Origin of the sequence: Paenibacillus cucumis (ex Kampfer et al. 2016) (assembly GCF_019748695.1) — a bacterium.
Taxonomy (GTDB): domain Bacteria; phylum Bacillota; class Bacilli; order Paenibacillales; family Paenibacillaceae; genus Paenibacillus; species Paenibacillus polysaccharolyticus.
Window position 1 is genome coordinate 42601 of the sequence record NZ_JACLIC010000014.1, and the last position, 15998, is coordinate 58598.

The following is a 15998-nucleotide window of genomic DNA, read 5'->3' on the forward strand; positions in this document are numbered from 1 at the left end:
TTATTCTAAGTTTGAACAACAGGAGGCGGTCGAGTTGAAACCGAAATCCCAGATTGTCAATCTGCCTGTGTATAAACCGGGCAAACCGATTGAAGAAGTAAAACGTGAACTGGGGCTGGAGCACGTCATCAAGCTGGCCTCCAACGAGAACCCCTATGGCAGTTCTCCCGCTGTACTTGAGGCAATGACGAGAGAATTGGCTAATGTAAGTATTTATCCCGATGGAAGTGCTGCAGAATTGACAGCAGTGCTTGCCAAGCATTTGGGAGTAGAGCGAGACAATTTGATTTTTGGCTGTGGATCAGATGAGATTATTGCGCTGATCACGCGGGCGTTCTTTCTTCCTGGAGATGAGACCATTATGGCGGACCAGACCTTCTCCGTGTATAAAAGCAATGCGGACATCGAAGGTGCAGTAACGATAGAGGTCCCTTTAAAAAATGGAACTCACGACTTGCCAGCAATGCTGGCGCAAATCAACGATAAGACCAAAGCTGTCTGGGTGTGCAATCCGAATAACCCTACAGGTACGATCATTTCCGAGCAAGAGCTGATTAGCTTTATGGACCGGGTACCGTCGAATGTAATGGTTGTGCTGGACGAGGCTTATTATGAATTTGTAACGGATGAAGCTTATCCGCAAAGCATTTCATTGATCGATCGTTACCCTAACCTGGTTGTTCTGCGGACCTTCTCCAAAATTTATGGTTTGGCATCACTCCGCATAGGCTACGGAATTGCACGTCCAGAGATTATTGACCTGATTAACCGTGTCCGGGAACCGTTTAACACCTCTCGTTTTGGGCAGGTTGCTGCAATGGCTGGACTTCAGGATCAGGCTTTTGTTCAGGAGTGTTCCAAACGGAATGCTGAAGATCGGGAATGGCTGCAAAATGAATTTTCACGACTGGGTTTGCCTTATTTCCCAAGTCAAGGTAATTTCATTTTGGTTGACGTCAACATGCCATCCGTCGAAGCATTTCAGTCTTTGTTGAAACAAGGTATTATCGTTCGCTCGGGCTTTCACGTCTATCCAACTTACATTCGTGTGTCTGTGGGAACAGCGGAGCAAAATCGTGCTTTTATAGCGGCGCTGGAGAACACACTGGCGGAGAATGTGGCAGCACGCCCTTAATACTGGCGATGAAAGAGTGAGGACCCATGACCATAAAAATTGCAATGATTGGTGTCGGACTCATCGGCGGTTCACTTGCGCTTTGCTTTAAAGGCAAGCCGGGGGTTACCGTCATGGGTTACGCACATCTGGAAGAGTTAAAAGACAAGTACATAGCGAGCGGAGTAGTGGATGCTGCGACGCTCTCTCTGGAAGAAGCGGTGCAGGATGCCGACTTCATTTTTTTGTGTGTGCCTGTTGGTTTGCTTGAATCGTATTTTGAACAACTGTCCAGACTGCCGCTGAAAAAAGGTTGCATCATTACAGATGTTGGTAGTACCAAAGCTTCCATTGCAGCTTGTGCGGAACAGATCCGGTTAAAAGAGGCTTACTTTATCGGAGGACACCCGATGGCAGGATCGGAACGTGCGGGTGTAGACGCAGCATCAGCTGTATTATTTGAGAACGCCTATTACGTTCTCACCCCTTCCATGCATGTGCCTGAGGAGGCGTATGGCCGCTTATCCGAGCTTTTAGCGTATACTCGTGCTCAGATTGTTCGGGTAGAGCCTCTCTTGCATGATGATATTGTAGGTGCGATCAGTCACCTGCCCCATGTTATTGCTGTTGCTTTGGTGAATCAGGTACGTGAATATAACGAATCTAATCCGCTGTATAAAATGCTGGCAGCAGGTGGTTTTCGGGATATTACGAGGATTGCGTCCAGTGATGCGATTGTCTGGAGGGATATTCTGCTGAGTAACCGTGACGTGCTGCTGGAGTTGCTTAAGGACTGGAATAGTCAAATGTCGTCTTTTACAACGATGTTAGAGCAAAAGAACGGGGAAGGCATTGAGGATGCATTTCGTCAGGCGCGGGAATTCCGCAGTGTATTGCCTGAGCGACGCAAGGGCATGATCTCGCCTTTATTCGATCTGTATACAGATGTGCAGGATGCTCCGGGTATGATCGGTAAAATAGCAACAGAGCTCGGGACAAATGATATCAACTTGAGTAACCTTGAGATTATTGAAAACCGGGTGGACGTGCCGGGGATTATGCGTTTGTCATTCCGTCAGGAAGAAGATATGGAACGAGCGAAGACTCTGCTGGCATCACTAGGTTATCAGGTGTGGATTTAGGTTGACAAAAGAGGGCGAGAGCTCTCTTTTTTTTGTAACCAGTGGGAGAATTATGTTTTTAGACAAAAAAAAGACCGCTTACATAAGCGGCCATTGCTCACGTGGAGCAATACAGTTATTGGATAGGAGTGGAGAGAAACCATACTGTACTTTTATTATATGTATACGTTTTCATTTTGTCAACACTTTGGACAAATTTATTTGTATAAACTTAGATTTCGAGGAAAAACAGTACAATCAAGGCTTTTAATCTTAGCAAAACCACTCGTGAGGTACGAAAAAGAATGTTGATAGAATGCGCCAAAAAAAATTCCGAAAAAAATATCTCATTTTTGTAACCTTTTTAGAAATGGTCACGTCTATATATGCAAGGCTTTCCAAAATGCTGTATTAGGAAGTCATGACAACGAAATTAATGGCATATAAATGTTAAGTCGGACAAAAGTGGATAGCAATGGATTTGCCAGGATGATGCAGACCGTTGTACAATGTTACTGTTATGTAGAAACGTTGGGGAAATTGCCATTACATAGGGGAATTTGGCGGAAGGGCCGAAAACGGTGCTGGACGCTTTTTTTATGCGGTTGAACCGCAACTTTTTTACGCCTGTTCGGTAATACATGGATAGAGTCGAACGGGGAGAAGCACATGGATGGGCGAGGAGGGGTCGCACTCAAATGACGGATTCCCAGTTGATTCGAGAGATCAAGGAAGGTAACGTTGAGTTATATTCCGAGCTGATGAGTCGTTATCAGCGTAAAATACTGGCTTTCGTATATCATATGTTGAAAAGTTCCAATATGGAGCTGCTTGCGGAAGATCTCTGTTCTGAGACATTCTACAAGGCGTTCCGCAGTTTACACTCTTTCCGTGAGGTGGATGCTTCATTCTCCACCTGGCTGTATACCATCGCTAGAAATACGGTATTGAGTGAGCTTCGTAAACAGCGTAGTGGGAATGTTCCGCTTGAAGAGAGCGGCGTAGTTCCTGTTGCTCCTATGGAGAATGCTCCTGAGCATGCTGTACTGCGTAGCGAGCGGGTGATGCTGGTTAGAGATGCGATTAACAATTTACCAGAGAAGCAACGTTCTGCGATTATACTCCGTGAGTATGATCAGCTCGACTATCAGGAAATTGCAGGTATTTTGGGGCAGAGTGTTAGTTCTGTTAAATCGCTGTTATTCAGGGCAAGATCAAGCGTAAAAACACAATTGGAGCCTTATTTCTTCGAGCCGATGTACGAGCCATATGAAGGGATGAAGAACCGATGAATTGCAATGAAGCCCAGGAACTGTTTGCATTGGTCTGGGACTTACCGGAATCTCATCCTCAGCGAATTGCTTTTCAAGCACATCTCGCTGGTTGTGAAGATTGTTCGGAGCAGTTTGAAGTCTGGGAGGAAGCCCAGATGTTGCTGCACAGCATCCCGGTTCCAGTGACAGAGCAACAGGCAGAGAGGGTCAACCGAAACGTAATGGACCGGATTTACGCGGAGTCTCCATGGCTATTACCAGAAGAGGCAAAGGTTAATCGATTCTCTGCGGCAATCCGTAAACATATGTCTTTGTGGATTGCGGCGTTCCTGGCTATTTTTTTATGCAGCTTTCTGTACATGGCGATGTTCAAGCCAGAGGTTTCAGAAGCTGAGAAGTCCAATGTAATTACAACAGGCATCCTAGAGACTGGGGTTGCTGGAAGTACATCTTCATCTTCGGGATTATATAAGTATGACATCCCTGGAGCGAATAAAGGGAGTATCATTGAACCTTTTGTTGTAAGTATGGGACCTGCATATCCTCAATACTGGATGGCATTGTCTCTGCTTGCCATAGGAATGGCTTTGTTTTCACTTGGACGTATGCATCGATCAACAACTAAACGTAAACAAGGTGTGGGTGCGTAGGTTTCCAACCTGGCGTTCGCTGTGTGGAGAAATGAGGGATGAATGTGCAGATCGGACTTGTTCGTCATGGTCTGACAGATTGGAATGCGGCTGGCCGCATACAGGGGCAGACGGATATTCCTTTGAATGAGGAAGGACGTAAGCAGGCAGAATGCCTTGGTAGACGTCTGCAGTCTGAGGACTACCAGTGGGATTTTATTGTGACGAGTGGTTTATCAAGGGCACAGGAAACGGGAAAGATTCTTTCACGAATGCTGGATGTACCTATGCTTGAACCGGACGCACGATTGAAAGAACGAGCATTTGGTCTGATTGAGGGCCTTACTTCGGATGAACGGGTTGCGCGTTGGGGGGAATCCTGGGATACACTTGATCTGGGACAAGAGCACATCGAGGATATTCAAGTACGTGCGCTGGCTTTTTTGGACGATTTATGGTCTGCTCACTCGAAAGAAAATGTACTGATTGTAACGCATGGTGCTTTTCTTGCTAACCTGTTAACGGCGTTATATCAGGATAAATACACCGAACGCATTGGCAATCTGTCGCTGACCATTCTGGAGAAAGAACATGAAGATGACTGGACTCCACTCTTATATAATTGCACACAACATCTGTCTATGGATACCGCCAAACAATCTGAGTGATAAGCTCAGGTTGTTTTTTTTATACCATCTACATTTAAGAGATTATTCAGGACTGCGGATAAACTCTACTGTTTCTCTTCTGATTGATTGTTTTGAGGCATAAGATGAGATAAAACAAAAAAAATGGCAAGAAGAGGTTTAGATTGTGGAGAATCCGTCAACCATGTTTACAAAACCACACTGTTGAAGGCCAGATCAGCAACCTAAAGCAGTGAACGGGTGAGGCGATGGATCCATGAATCTAGCAGATATGCTGACTTTTGCTGATATTGGCCAGCTTAATCGAATAGCAGACTACTATCAATGTGAATGCAAGCCTAATTCCAAACATGAACTCATCCAGAGCATCCTCACAACATTGGGTAGTAAACCTTTCTTTGAGCAACAGATACGTCAATTGAACCAGGCCGATCAACGGTTTCTGAACAACCTGTTATTTGACCCCCGCCAATATTATGGTATGGAGGAGCTCATCGCCATAGCCCGTCAATCGATGGACAAAAAGGAGAGTGAGGCAGGCTCGAGTCCGCGTGATCTCATTGTTCGCTTTACCAAAAGCGGCTGGCTGTTCAATGGGACTACACAACAGACCAGATATCTCTATCAAGTGCCTAAAGACTTGAAACTGAGGTTCAGAGATGTATTATCTACCCATTTACGAGCAGGTATAGTCAAAACAACAGAACCGGCCATGTATCGAGAAGAATATCATCTGATGGCAGAAGATCTGAAGTTGTTCCTGAAATTTGTGCAACAACATGAGATCGCTGTGAATGCCGAAGGCATGATGTATCGACGCTCACAGCAGCAACTTATGGAGCATCTGCACATCTCTGAGGAACTGGTAGGCAAAGCCGGTTGGCGCTTCGGATATGGTCGTTCGTTCAAGGATTATCCGGATCGATTCGCATTGGTGTATGATTATGCGTTTCATCATCGATTGATTCGTGAAGAGCAGGGGTGTCTTAGGCTGACAGGGTCTGGTGAAGAGAAGCTGGGGGCCGAGAAAACAGCCGAAATGATACAGCTGTTTCGGTTTTGGTTAAGACTTTATAAAGGTGCTGTTCCAAATCTGTCCTCGATTGTGTACTGGACAGGCGAATGTGCCGAGAATTGGTCTACAAGGGAATCTCTTTTTCAGCAAATTGGCCCGTTTATCCAGCCGTTCTATTATGACACTGCTGAAGATATCTATGATAAGCGGATCATTAAAATGATGATGCATCTAGGCTTGATTCGTGCAGGTGAGCATGAACAAGGAAGAGTTGTGCAGATGACGGCTTGGGGATTAAAGCTCGCATCATCTTGCCGTTCCGTCTCTGCTGATGTTGCACCTATTGTGTTTGACAAGTGAAGGACAAGTTGCTACAATCACTCCCAAATTAAGGAGTGATACGAATGATAATTCCATACAAAGGTATAAAGCCAGTGCTACACCCTTCCATATATATGGCGGAGGGTTCGAAATTGATAGGTGATCTGCAAATGGACGAAGATTCTACCGTTTGGTTCAATGCAGTTCTGCGGGCCGATTTGGCACCTATTATTATTGGAAAGCGATGCAATATTCAAGATAATGCTGTAGGACATGTAAACACCGACCAACCTCTTATTCTGGGAGATGATGTCTCCATAGGACATGCTGCAATCATTCATGGTTGTACCATCGGAACAGGGGCATTGATCGGTATGGGAGCCATTGTACTCAATGGTGGCGAGATCGGTGAGTACTCACTGATTGGAGCCGGTTCTGTAGTAACTGAAAATAGTAAAATTCCGCCCTATACTCTCGCTTTGGGGACACCTGCCAAAGTGATTCGTGAATTGACTGAAGCCGATCTGCAGCGGATGTCGAGAACTTCACTGGGTTATGTAATCAAAGGAAGAGAATATAGGAGCTCTTAAATCCGTTTTGGAGGTGCATCCTATTGGATAAAATGAAAGTTACGTATGAAGTCATGTTGGGGCTGGCGGCTGAGATGGTTTGGGACGAGGCGCTTCGCAAACAGAAGAGTGAAAAGCTTTATTTGGAAATCGACAAAGCGTTAGCTACCGGAGACGAAGTAGCTTTCCGGAGTCTGACGGATGAACTGAGGACGATCAATTAACGGATCAATATAGAACCATTTAAATGAATAGTGGATAAAAAGGAATGCGCAACCTCGCATTCCTTTTTTTAATATTTTTTTATATAAACTTAAAAATTGAATGAATATCTGGCTTTATAACATATGCTCATATATAATATGGGAATAAAATGGATAGGAAGGGGATATAGGGAATTGAAATTCAGTGAGATGAATCAAGACAGCTGGGCTGAACTGCAACTCTATCTGGATACCTGCCTTGTTCCGTTCACGGCTATGAGCGGCAAACAGTCACCGGTTGAAGCGACTGAAGCGCTGGAACGGCTGAGAGATTTTCTAGATACGGTGGAGATTCCTTTTAAAGGAAGAATTATGACGTACCCAGCCTATCATTACGCAAGTTCACAAATGTCAATGACATTAAATACTTTGTCGACTGAACTCAAAGCTTCTGGATTTAAGTATGTGGTAATTATGTCAGCAGATGGATCATTTGTGGAGATGGACATTCCAGCCGCGGATTTACTTTTGAGTCAAAAGGATCTAGCAGGGCAACTCGAAGAAGGGACAATTGCCCGACATGTCGGGGAATGCATTCGAGACCTATGGAAAAGGTGACATCTTGATGACAAATGTGACAAATTTCCAACAGTTTTTTAACAACGCTTACAATTGAACCTTAAAAATGTGTGACAAATTCTTGACGGTGTTCTAGGGCTACTATATGATTATGTATGTTCTAGTAAGTCGTGGAATTTATGATAATGAAAACGATTGAGAGAGTTGGCTGAAAAAGGGGGTTGGAGACAGTATGAGCAGTGAGCATGACCAGCACGAAGCCTCGATGAAACCGCCAAGCAAATTGGAAATGTCGCGCAGGCAGTTTTTGACGTATACGCTTGGTGGAGCTACAGCCTACATGGCCGCCGGTGCAATTCTTCCTATGGTCCGTTTTGCGGTGGACCCGATTTTGCAACACAAGGGGGAAGGAACCTCTGTCAAAGTGGCTGAGATCAGCAAAATTACAAATGAACCTCAAGAATTTACGTTCGAACTGAAACAACAGGATGGCTGGTATTTGAGTAATGCTTCGTTGGTGGCCTGGATTCGCAAGGACGAGCAAGGGAAAATTTATGCGCTTTCACCCATCTGTAAGCATTTGGGATGTACAGTGGGATGGAACAGTGACAAAAACTACCCGAATGAGTACCATTGCCCATGTCACGGCGCGCACTATGACAAGGAAGGGAAGAATCTTGCCGTAGCCCCGAAACCATTGGATGAATATGTGGTTAAGGAGGAACAAGGCTGGGTTTATCTGGGCGAGATTGTTCCGAACACCCGAGTGAAATAGGAGGCGTGAACGCAGATGTTTAAAAATGTCTATGACTGGATTGACGAGCGTCTTGACATCACGCCAATATGGCGGGACGTTGCGGATCATGAAGTGCCAGAGCATGTAAACCCGGCGCATCACTTTTCCGCATTCGTATACTGTTTTGGCGGATTAACGTTCTTTATTACAGTTATTCAGATTCTGTCAGGCATGTTCCTGACGATGTACTACGTTCCAGATATTATTAATGCGTATGCAAGTGTTGAGTATTTGCAGACGAAAGTAGCTTTTGGTCAGATTGTACGCGGTATGCACCATTGGGGGGCCAGTTTGGTTATCGTCATGATGTTCCTACATACGATGCGTGTATTCTTTACAGGCTCATACAAGGCTCCGCGTGAAATGAACTGGGTTGTCGGCATGTTGATTTTCTTCGTCATGCTCGGTCTCGGTCTGACAGGATATTTGTTGCCTTGGGATAACAAAGCGTATTTTGCAACAAAAGTAACGCTGGAGATTGCCAACACCGTACCTTGGCTTGGACCAATTATCAAAGAATTCCTGCAAGGAGGAACCATCGTTGGTGCACAGACGCTGACACGATTCTTCGCATTGCACGTCTTCTTCCTCCCTGCGGTGCTTCTGGTGCTTCTGGTCGGACACTTTATCATGATCCGCAGACAGGGCATTTCGGGACCACTATAAACCAAAGAAGGGAGGAAACGTAATGGCTCACGGGCACAAGGGCAATGATGAGGAAAAAGTTATCTTTGTCGGTGATTCACGCGTCCGCAAAGGGTCGGGGTTCATTACTCCACCTGATTACACGGCATATCCCGGCAAATCGGAAGCATTTATTCCTAACTTCTTGCTCAAAGAGTGGATGGTCGGGGTTGTTGTTCTGGTCGGCATTCTCGTGTTGACCATCTCGGAACCTGCACCTCTCGGTTATCCGGCTAATCCAAGTGCATCGGTTATCCCGATGCCAGACTGGTACTTTCTTTTCCTGTATCAGTATTTGAAATATCCTTATGCATCTGGAGATTATGTCCTGCTGGGTGTACTGGGTGTCAGCGGTGTCGCATTCGGAGCTCTGCTGCTGGCTCCTTTCCTGGATACGGGGAAAGAGCGTCGTTTCTACAAACGTCCAATTGCTTCTGCTTTAATGTTACTGTCCGTTATCTCGGTATTCTATCTGACAAACGTAGCGTGGACACACTACAAGCACGAGCTTGAAGCGTCAGGACAGAAGCCGGAGCATATTCAGCGGGAGGAAGAGGCTCTGGAGAAACATGAACAGGGCTTGCCTACTTCTAATGCACCGGGACAGCAGCAGGAGGAAGTCGCGATTGTTGACAAGGACGATTCTGCGATGGAAACGTACAAAAAGGCTGGATGTATTGGCTGTCACGCAACCGATATGAAAGGCCAAGGCAACGCACCTTCTCTTCGTGGCGTCGGTGACAAGCACAGTCAAGAAGAGATTGTGACGATTATTAAAGAGGGCTACAATGGAATGCCTCCAATGTATGACCAAGCTATAGCCCAGGGTGTTACCGATGACGAAATCACTCATCTAGCCGAATGGCTTGCGAAACAGAAGGCAGAACAGTAAAATCGAATTAATGAAAAAACCTGATCGTTATGCGGTCAGGTTTTTTTGAAGTCTATTTTGATAATATCTGAAATTCGGTAATCGAGATGAAGTGTCAAGAATGAGTGAAGGAAGAAGGTGCAGTGGTCGTGGCTTTATCGTTTTTTTGGAGCAGGGAGTTTTTAACCAATCGGTATTTCCTGTGGCTTTTGTTCTGGTGTAATGCGCTTGGTACGGTTTACGGGTATATCTGGTATGGTGAACAAATGAAATGGACTCTTGCCCACCAGCCAGTATGGCAGATCGTATTTGTGCCAGATAGCCCAACAGCAAGCTTGTTTTTTACATTAGCGCTGTTGTGGGTACTGTATCCTGTAAAGTCGGCAGTCCTGCAACGAATTGGACATATTATCCAGGCACTCGCTGTAGTTACCTCTGTTAAATATGGCGTATGGGCTGTATCTATCATTTTTGCTGGCTGGTCTCAAGGAGGAGCACAGCATTGGCAGGACTGGATGCTGATCGCTTCCCATAGTGCCATGGCAATTGAAGCACTGATATATGTACGCTTCTTCGGCTTCCGATGGTTGTCATTGATTGTGGCAGGTCTCTGGACACTGTTGAATGATACGATGGATTATACATACGATATTTACCCGTGGTTGCCTGCAACGCTGTACCAATATGTACAGGCTGTTCGTAATTTTACAGTCACGTTGACCATCGTGAGCATTCTTGCGGCTTGGCTTGCATTAAAGCAGGCCAAAAGAGCCTGAGTATACCAGCTTAGCTTGTTCTAACCAGACATCCCTCGCCATACATTGATGATGGGAGGGATGTCCATGAAGAGAACATTCAGGAGTCTAACGGGATGGTTGACGGTATCACTCATGGCTCTGCTGCTTTGGACCAATGCTTCGTACAGGGTATCCGCGCAAAGTGGTGAATTCAAACCAAATGTGAATCAGGAAGTTTCCTCAACTTATACCATTGCACAAATGAATGAAGAGGCTACTGTGCTATATCGCAGGGTGCTTGAAAATAACATGGAGGAAGTACGTGCCAGCGTTACGCGTATCGGGAATAGTCTGGCGCATGTCTCGTTTGAGGGTCAAACCTCTGTTGAGGGAATTCATGCGTTGTCCGAAACGGTGGTAGAAGTCAAGGAGGCTACAGCTAAATTCAAAGGGGATAGACATCTGCTTCAGCAAGTTTCAGCCAAACTCAGACTTGCTACGGACAGTCTGGCCAATCCGGCTAAACCGCTCTGGCTCCAATATTATAAAATTGTGAAGAATGATCTGGATGCGTTATCACTGGCAGTTAATCAGAACAACAGTGCAGCGATTCTGACTAATCGCTTTAGTGTTCTTGAAGAGCACTATGAAACGATCCGTCCAGCGGCGATCATTCGGCTTGAGCCGTATCAGATCGCTCAAATGGATGCTTGGTTATCCCATCTCAAAGGACTGACACATGCAAAGCAGTCTGATCGATCACAGCTCCGTAGCATGACCGAACATGGAGAGGAGTTAGTCAATCAACTGTTTGGACGTGAAAAGGATGAGAGTGCCTTTGTGCCCTATGTACAAGGGCCAGACCGCCGGGCAGCAGGGCTAATAATTAGTTCTGTCATTGTTGCTACGCTGAGTTATGCGGGGTACCGTAAGTATCGTGCCGAGCAACAGGATATTTTTACATATCGCCGCTAGTCATTTTTCCCTATTTATCATGATAGATGTATCATAAAATGATCAACGAAAACCTCTTACCACAAAGACAGCCGATAGACTGACGTTTTGCTGTGGGAAGAGGTTTCTTTTTTTGCATATTTTACTATCGTAAAAATAAAGTCTCAGCTTTCTTTAAAACCTTCCCCATGCACATCGTGTACATCACTGATAATGACAAATGCCCTGGGATCAATGGAACGTACAATCGTTTGTAACCTGCGAAATTCTTGCCTGGAAATAACACAATATGCCATATGCTTTGCTTGTTTCGAGTAAGCGCCGATGGCTGGAATGAGCGTAACGCCGCGATCCATATCTTTGGTGATTTGATCGGCAATCTCGGGAGCATGATCGCTGATGATCATAAATGCACGGGCTGAATAGGCACCTTCCTGAATGAAATCGATAACCTTCGATGCAATAAACACAGCTACGAGTGTATACAGAATTTTTTCCTTGGGAATGTAAATGAGGGAAAGGCCAATGATCACAAAGTCGATACCTAACAGCACTCGTCCCATACTCCACCCATATTTTCGATTCAGGATACGCGCGATAATGTCGGAACCACCTGTCGTACCGCCCCAGCGGAACACGATGCCAAGCCCGGCTCCCAAGGTAACCCCTGCATATAATGCGGCCAAGAGAAGATCATTCTCGGTATGTAACGGTTCAATCCAGCCTTGATGAATCATTTTCTCAAACAGCCACAGAAATAAGGTCAACGCCCCAATCCCGACTCCGGTATAAATCATCTGTCTGCTACCGAGCACTTTAAGCCCAATCAGAAATAACGGAACATTTAAAATAAGAGTGGTAAGGGATGGGGAAACCCCGAAGGCATAGTTAATCAGCACGGTAACCCCGGTAAGTCCGCCCTCCATTAACTGATTGGGGATAATAAAATAAAGAAGCCCAAAGGCGTATAAAGTTGTACCCAACAGTATTGGGAGTACAAGTTTTAGTTGAATCCACGTTTTGGTAGTGCTCATAAGATCCCTCTCTGTACTTGAATTAGAATGAGGAAGTCATCATTCCCATCTTAGTATACCTGTTTCTATAGTCTTTAAAAATGATTATGCCGGACATTAATCATGATTTGTACCGTATGATGGTGGAAGTAAACATCAATAACTGATATTATTAGGAACAAACACGACATCAGAATAGAAGGAGAACCTGCTCTCATGGAGAAAAGTATGGCGGAAATGCAGCGTGAGGTTGACCTCTATATTTCTCAATTTAAAGAGGGATATTTCAGTCCTCTGGCCATGCTGGCCCGGATGTCTGAAGAGGTTGGAGAGCTTGCCCGTGAAGTGAATCACGAGTTCGGAGAGAAACCGAAGAAAGCTTCCGAAGCTGCCAATTCAATTGAACTTGAGCTTGGTGATATTTTATTTATCACTATCTGTTTTGCAAACTCGCTCGGTATTGATCTGGCTGAAGCGCATGACAAAGTTATGCATAAATTTAATACCCGCGACGCAAATCGGTGGACTCCAAAAAACACCGATTAGGCGTAGATTACATATGCTGTACCATCACCCGCACGGGGAGGGTCAGCTTGATGATGAAACCGGAAGATTATATGCAGCAGGCTTACCGCTGTATATTGCAAAATGATTTTGAGCAAGCCATTCGCTGGTTCGAAGCGGCTATTCATGCTCACCCGGAGCATGCCGAGTTATATTATCGCTGTTCCATAACGCACGCCCGAAGCAAACATTTGCTTCCTGCACTCGAATATGCCCGCAAGGCGGTGGAACTATCCGAAGGTGCCGAAGAATATGTGCTTCATCTGCAGACACTTGAAGCGAAGCAACTTACAGTTAGAGCCAAATTACTGCTTGAGCAGGCTGGAACAGAATCAAGCAAGCCATATGTCGAGGCTTCCCAACTTCTTAAAGAAGCCATTAGGCTGGATCCACTGTCTGTGGAGGCACATGTGATGCTGGCTCTTGCTCACAGCGATCTGAACGAATACGAAAGTGCCCTTCAGGTGTTACAGGATGCAATTGTGCTTGATCCGCAGAACGGGCAGTTGTATCAGATGTTACAACAAACGAAGCAACGGTTGAAATCGATGCAGTAATTGATATTCACAGTCGAGTGTTACAATAAATACAGACTGGATGAGATGCATGGGTTAAAACGACTAGATGAACTAACATAGTGAAGGAGATGCAGCCAAGATGAGTGAAGTGATAAGAGTTGCCGTGATCGGAGCGGCTGGACGAATGGGCCGTGAAGTTGTGAAACTGGTACTGCAAGACTCGGATTTGGAGCTTGCTGCCGCTGTCAACCGCTCCGGAGCAGGCACGGATGCAGGAACGCTGGTAGGACTGCCAGAGTGTGGCGTATTGGTAACCGATGATATCGAGATGGCTTTTGCTGAAACCAAACCACAGGTCATGGTTGACTTTACAGTGCCTCAATTTGCTCTTGCTCATACAGAGATTGCTATCCGCCATGGCGTGAGACCCGTCATGGGTGTTACCGGCTTTACGCCGGAGCAGATTGAACAGTTGGACAAGCAATGCCAGGAGAAAGGTATTGGCGGACTGATCGCGCCTAACTTCTCGATTGGAGCCATTCTTATGATGCGTTTTGCAGCACAGGCAGCCAAACATATGCCTAACGTAGAGATCATTGAATACCATGGCGATCAGAAGCTGGATGCACCTTCAGGAACAGCGATCAAAACAGCTGAATTGATTGCAGCCAATCGTGAAGAAATTCGTCAAGGCAATCCGAACGAAGAAGAAACGATTGAGGGTGCACGTGGTGGATATTATAACGGATTCCGCATTCACAGCGTGCGTTTGCCAGGTGTATTCGCACAGCAGGAAGTTGTATTTGGCGATTACGGACAGTCGCTGAAAATTCGTCATGATTCATATGAGCGTGCTGGTTATATGCCGGGAGTCAAGATCGGTGTACAAAAGGTGATGGAATATACAGGACTCGTTTACGGCTTTGACCACTTTATCGACTAAAGGAGATTGAAGATTGTCATGTTGAAAATCGCATTTATTGCCCACGATCGTAAAAAAGAAGAAATGGTAAACTTCGTTACGGCCTATGAGCCTGTGTTTACAGACCATCAATTATATTCAACAGGTACGACAGGTCTTCGTATTATGGAAGGTACATCCCTGCAGATTCATCGTTTTGAATCAGGGCCGCTTGGGGGAGACCAACAGATTGGAGCGTTGGTTGCACAAAACGAGATGGATCTGATCATTTTCCTTCGTGATCCATTAATGGCACAGCCCCATGAGCCGGACATTAATGCACTGCTTCGCCTGTGCGATGTTCAGGGCATTCCACTGGCTACCAATATTGCAACAGCCGAGATCCTTGTTAAAGCTCTTGACCGTGGTGATTTTGCTTGGAGGGAACTCGTACATAAGTATAAGCCGGACGCTGGATTGAATACGGGTGACTCTCAATGAGTCTAGATATTCTTATCTTCGGTGCACATGCGGACGATGCCGAGATTGGCATGGCTGGAACGATTGCGAAACATACGGCTGCCGGGTTAAAGGTAGGCGTATGTGACCTGACTCGTGCCGAGATGTCCTCCAATGGCACCGTGGAGCGCAGAACCGAGGAAGCGGAGCAAGCCTCACGCGTCCTCGGTCTTTCGTGTCGAACAAATCTCGAATTACCTGACCGGGGGCTGTATGTTACACCAGAACATGTAGAAGCGGTTACCGCTGAGATTCGCAGACATGCACCTCGAATTGTTTTTGCACCTTACTGGGAGGATCGGCATCCCGATCATATTATGTGTAGCAAACTCGTGCAAGAAGCGGTATTTAACGCGAAGCTTCGAAATTATATGCCGGACATGCCAGCTGTACAAGTGAAGGAAACTTATTTTTACTTTATCAACGATATCGGTCCTACGGATTTGATTGTGGATATTACGGAACACTATGAACAAAAGGAAGCCTCGCTTCGCTGTTATCGATCTCAGTTCGAGCAGGGTGCAGGTATCGTATCTACACCGCTGAATCAAGGTTATATCGAACGAGTGAGGGCACGTGATTCCTTACTTGGACAACGTAGCTTAATCCCGTTTGCAGAAGGATTTGCAACGATAACGCCTTATGTAGTGAAACAGTTTGGCGTCTAAACGGCGCTACCTCTGTATATAGATAGAACCATATATTCACACTTGAACGGAGAGGACAGAAAATACCTGAAAAAGCGAAGCGCTCGCCTAAAAGCTTCCTGAAAGAAAGCTACTTTGTAAGCATAGGCTTATCACCGGATTTTCCCCTTTTAGTAAAAGGGAATCCAAAAAATCTGGGGATAACAGCGATTGGCAGGTAATTCTGTCATCGGAGTGGACGTGTGAATTATAATAGGTCTAGTTATATAAACAGACCATAAACAAATCATGACATCAATTAATTTCCGTTGCATGATATCAA

20 protein-coding genes are annotated in these 15998 nt (G+C 45.5%); 19 read left to right on the top strand and 1 reads right to left on the bottom strand.

Annotated features, from left to right (window positions below; all coding sequences use genetic code 11):
* Positions 1-34: 34 nt before the first annotated feature.
* The 14 genes from hisC (at position 35) to H7T88_RS09115 (ending at position 11535) form a co-directional block, all read left to right on the top strand.
* A complete protein-coding gene (gene hisC / locus H7T88_RS09050; protein ID WP_221788191.1) occupies positions 35-1135 on the top strand; it encodes a histidinol-phosphate transaminase in 1101 nt (366 codons plus the stop codon).
* Positions 1136-1161: 26 nt separating this feature from the next.
* On the top strand, positions 1162-2256 hold the full coding sequence (locus H7T88_RS09055) for a prephenate dehydrogenase (RefSeq protein ID WP_154890613.1): 1095 nt from the start codon (positions 1162-1164) through the stop codon (positions 2254-2256).
* 677 nt (positions 2257-2933) lie between these two features.
* Positions 2934-3527 carry an RNA polymerase sigma factor gene (locus H7T88_RS09060; RefSeq protein ID WP_090917194.1) on the top strand — a complete coding sequence of 198 codons (594 nt, stop codon included), beginning with the start codon at positions 2934-2936 and terminating at the stop codon, positions 3525-3527.
* Positions 3524-4159, top strand: coding sequence for an anti-sigma factor family protein (locus H7T88_RS09065; RefSeq protein WP_090917192.1), 636 nt, complete (start codon positions 3524-3526; stop codon positions 4157-4159). Before H7T88_RS09060 ends, H7T88_RS09065 begins: the two co-directional genes overlap by 4 nt.
* 44 nt (positions 4160-4203) lie before the next feature.
* A complete protein-coding gene (locus tag H7T88_RS09070) occupies positions 4204-4806 on the top strand; it encodes a histidine phosphatase family protein (RefSeq protein ID WP_221788279.1) in 603 nt (200 codons plus the stop codon).
* 235 nt (positions 4807-5041) lie between these two features.
* Entirely contained in the window at positions 5042-6160 is a 1119-nt protein-coding gene (locus H7T88_RS09075; RefSeq protein WP_221788193.1) for a hypothetical protein, read from the top strand.
* A 44-nt stretch (positions 6161-6204) separates the two neighbouring features.
* Positions 6205-6711: a gamma carbonic anhydrase family protein gene (locus H7T88_RS09080; RefSeq protein WP_221788195.1), complete on the top strand. Its 507-nt coding sequence runs from the start codon at positions 6205-6207 to the stop codon at positions 6709-6711.
* A 23-nt stretch (positions 6712-6734) separates the two neighbouring features.
* Positions 6735-6914 (top strand): IDEAL domain-containing protein, encoded by a 180-nt coding sequence (locus tag H7T88_RS09085; protein WP_090917186.1) that lies wholly within the window; start codon positions 6735-6737, stop codon positions 6912-6914.
* Positions 6915-7103: 189 nt separating this feature from the next.
* Positions 7104-7511, top strand: a complete 408-nt coding sequence (locus H7T88_RS09090; RefSeq protein WP_253493393.1) for a DUF2487 family protein — start codon at positions 7104-7106, stop codon at positions 7509-7511.
* 193 nt (positions 7512-7704) lie between these two features.
* Entirely contained in the window at positions 7705-8247 is a 543-nt protein-coding gene (locus H7T88_RS09095) for a QcrA and Rieske domain-containing protein (RefSeq protein ID WP_090917182.1), read from the top strand.
* A gap of 15 nt (positions 8248-8262) precedes the next feature.
* A complete protein-coding gene (gene qcrB, locus H7T88_RS09100) occupies positions 8263-8934 on the top strand; it encodes a menaquinol-cytochrome c reductase cytochrome b subunit (protein WP_017687726.1) in 672 nt (223 codons plus the stop codon).
* A 22-nt stretch (positions 8935-8956) separates the two neighbouring features.
* On the top strand, positions 8957-9844 hold the full coding sequence (locus H7T88_RS09105; protein WP_154890610.1) for a menaquinol-cytochrome c reductase cytochrome b/c subunit: 888 nt from the start codon (positions 8957-8959) through the stop codon (positions 9842-9844).
* Positions 9845-9972: 128 nt separating this feature from the next.
* Positions 9973-10599 carry a DUF1405 domain-containing protein gene (locus H7T88_RS09110; protein ID WP_154957573.1) on the top strand — a complete coding sequence of 209 codons (627 nt, stop codon included), beginning with the start codon at positions 9973-9975 and terminating at the stop codon, positions 10597-10599.
* A 66-nt stretch (positions 10600-10665) separates the two neighbouring features.
* Positions 10666-11535: a sporulation protein YpjB gene (locus H7T88_RS09115; RefSeq protein WP_221788197.1), complete on the top strand. Its 870-nt coding sequence runs from the start codon at positions 10666-10668 to the stop codon at positions 11533-11535.
* Between the two features lie 143 nt (positions 11536-11678).
* Here H7T88_RS09115 and H7T88_RS09120 read toward each other — a convergent pair whose 3' ends face one another.
* Positions 11679-12548, bottom strand: a complete 870-nt coding sequence (locus tag H7T88_RS09120; protein WP_221788198.1) for a YitT family protein — start codon at positions 12546-12548, stop codon at positions 11679-11681.
* A 195-nt stretch (positions 12549-12743) separates the two neighbouring features.
* Here H7T88_RS09120 and H7T88_RS09125 point away from each other — a divergent pair, with 195 nt between their 5' ends.
* From H7T88_RS09125 to bshB1, 5 genes are all read left to right on the top strand, one after another.
* Positions 12744-13073 (top strand): nucleotide pyrophosphohydrolase, encoded by a 330-nt coding sequence (locus H7T88_RS09125; protein WP_090917174.1) that lies wholly within the window; start codon positions 12744-12746, stop codon positions 13071-13073.
* Between the two features lie 50 nt (positions 13074-13123).
* A complete protein-coding gene (locus H7T88_RS09130) occupies positions 13124-13648 on the top strand; it encodes a tetratricopeptide repeat protein (RefSeq protein WP_154890606.1) in 525 nt (174 codons plus the stop codon).
* A gap of 100 nt (positions 13649-13748) precedes the next feature.
* Positions 13749-14552 carry a 4-hydroxy-tetrahydrodipicolinate reductase gene (gene dapB / locus H7T88_RS09135; RefSeq protein ID WP_221788199.1) on the top strand — a complete coding sequence of 268 codons (804 nt, stop codon included), beginning with the start codon at positions 13749-13751 and terminating at the stop codon, positions 14550-14552.
* Positions 14553-14570: 18 nt separating this feature from the next.
* Positions 14571-15011, top strand: a complete 441-nt coding sequence (gene mgsA, locus H7T88_RS09140; protein WP_090917168.1) for a methylglyoxal synthase — start codon at positions 14571-14573, stop codon at positions 15009-15011.
* Positions 15008-15697, top strand: coding sequence for a bacillithiol biosynthesis deacetylase BshB1 (bshB1, locus tag H7T88_RS09145; protein ID WP_090917166.1), 690 nt, complete (start codon positions 15008-15010; stop codon positions 15695-15697). Before mgsA ends, bshB1 begins: the two co-directional genes overlap by 4 nt.
* Positions 15698-15998: the final 301 nt, after the last annotated feature.

What these genes read in the sequence shown, in the direction of transcription:
- mgsA (WP_090917168.1), top strand. Translation starts at nt 14,571, where the DNA reads ATGTTGAAAATCGCATTTATTGCCCACGATCGTAAAAAAGAAGAAATG.
- H7T88_RS09120 (WP_221788198.1), bottom strand. Translation starts at nt 12,548, where the DNA reads ATGAGCACTACCAAAACGTGGATTCAACTAAAACTTGTACTCCCAATA.
- H7T88_RS09080 (WP_221788195.1), top strand. Translation starts at nt 6,205, where the DNA reads ATGATAATTCCATACAAAGGTATAAAGCCAGTGCTACACCCTTCCATA.
- H7T88_RS09105 (WP_154890610.1), top strand. Translation starts at nt 8,957, where the DNA reads ATGGCTCACGGGCACAAGGGCAATGATGAGGAAAAAGTTATCTTTGTC.
- qcrB (WP_017687726.1), top strand. Translation starts at nt 8,263, where the DNA reads ATGTTTAAAAATGTCTATGACTGGATTGACGAGCGTCTTGACATCACG.
- dapB (WP_221788199.1), top strand. Translation starts at nt 13,749, where the DNA reads ATGAGTGAAGTGATAAGAGTTGCCGTGATCGGAGCGGCTGGACGAATG.
- H7T88_RS09090 (WP_253493393.1), top strand. Translation starts at nt 7,104, where the DNA reads ATGAATCAAGACAGCTGGGCTGAACTGCAACTCTATCTGGATACCTGC.
- H7T88_RS09065 (WP_090917192.1), top strand. Translation starts at nt 3,524, where the DNA reads ATGAATTGCAATGAAGCCCAGGAACTGTTTGCATTGGTCTGGGACTTA.
- H7T88_RS09060 (WP_090917194.1), top strand. Translation starts at nt 2,934, where the DNA reads ATGACGGATTCCCAGTTGATTCGAGAGATCAAGGAAGGTAACGTTGAG.
- H7T88_RS09055 (WP_154890613.1), top strand. Translation starts at nt 1,162, where the DNA reads ATGACCATAAAAATTGCAATGATTGGTGTCGGACTCATCGGCGGTTCA.
- H7T88_RS09095 (WP_090917182.1), top strand. Translation starts at nt 7,705, where the DNA reads ATGAGCAGTGAGCATGACCAGCACGAAGCCTCGATGAAACCGCCAAGC.
- bshB1 (WP_090917166.1), top strand. Translation starts at nt 15,008, where the DNA reads ATGAGTCTAGATATTCTTATCTTCGGTGCACATGCGGACGATGCCGAG.
- H7T88_RS09130 (WP_154890606.1), top strand. Translation starts at nt 13,124, where the DNA reads ATGATGAAACCGGAAGATTATATGCAGCAGGCTTACCGCTGTATATTG.
- H7T88_RS09125 (WP_090917174.1), top strand. Translation starts at nt 12,744, where the DNA reads ATGGAGAAAAGTATGGCGGAAATGCAGCGTGAGGTTGACCTCTATATT.
- H7T88_RS09075 (WP_221788193.1), top strand. Translation starts at nt 5,042, where the DNA reads ATGAATCTAGCAGATATGCTGACTTTTGCTGATATTGGCCAGCTTAAT.
- H7T88_RS09115 (WP_221788197.1), top strand. Translation starts at nt 10,666, where the DNA reads ATGAAGAGAACATTCAGGAGTCTAACGGGATGGTTGACGGTATCACTC.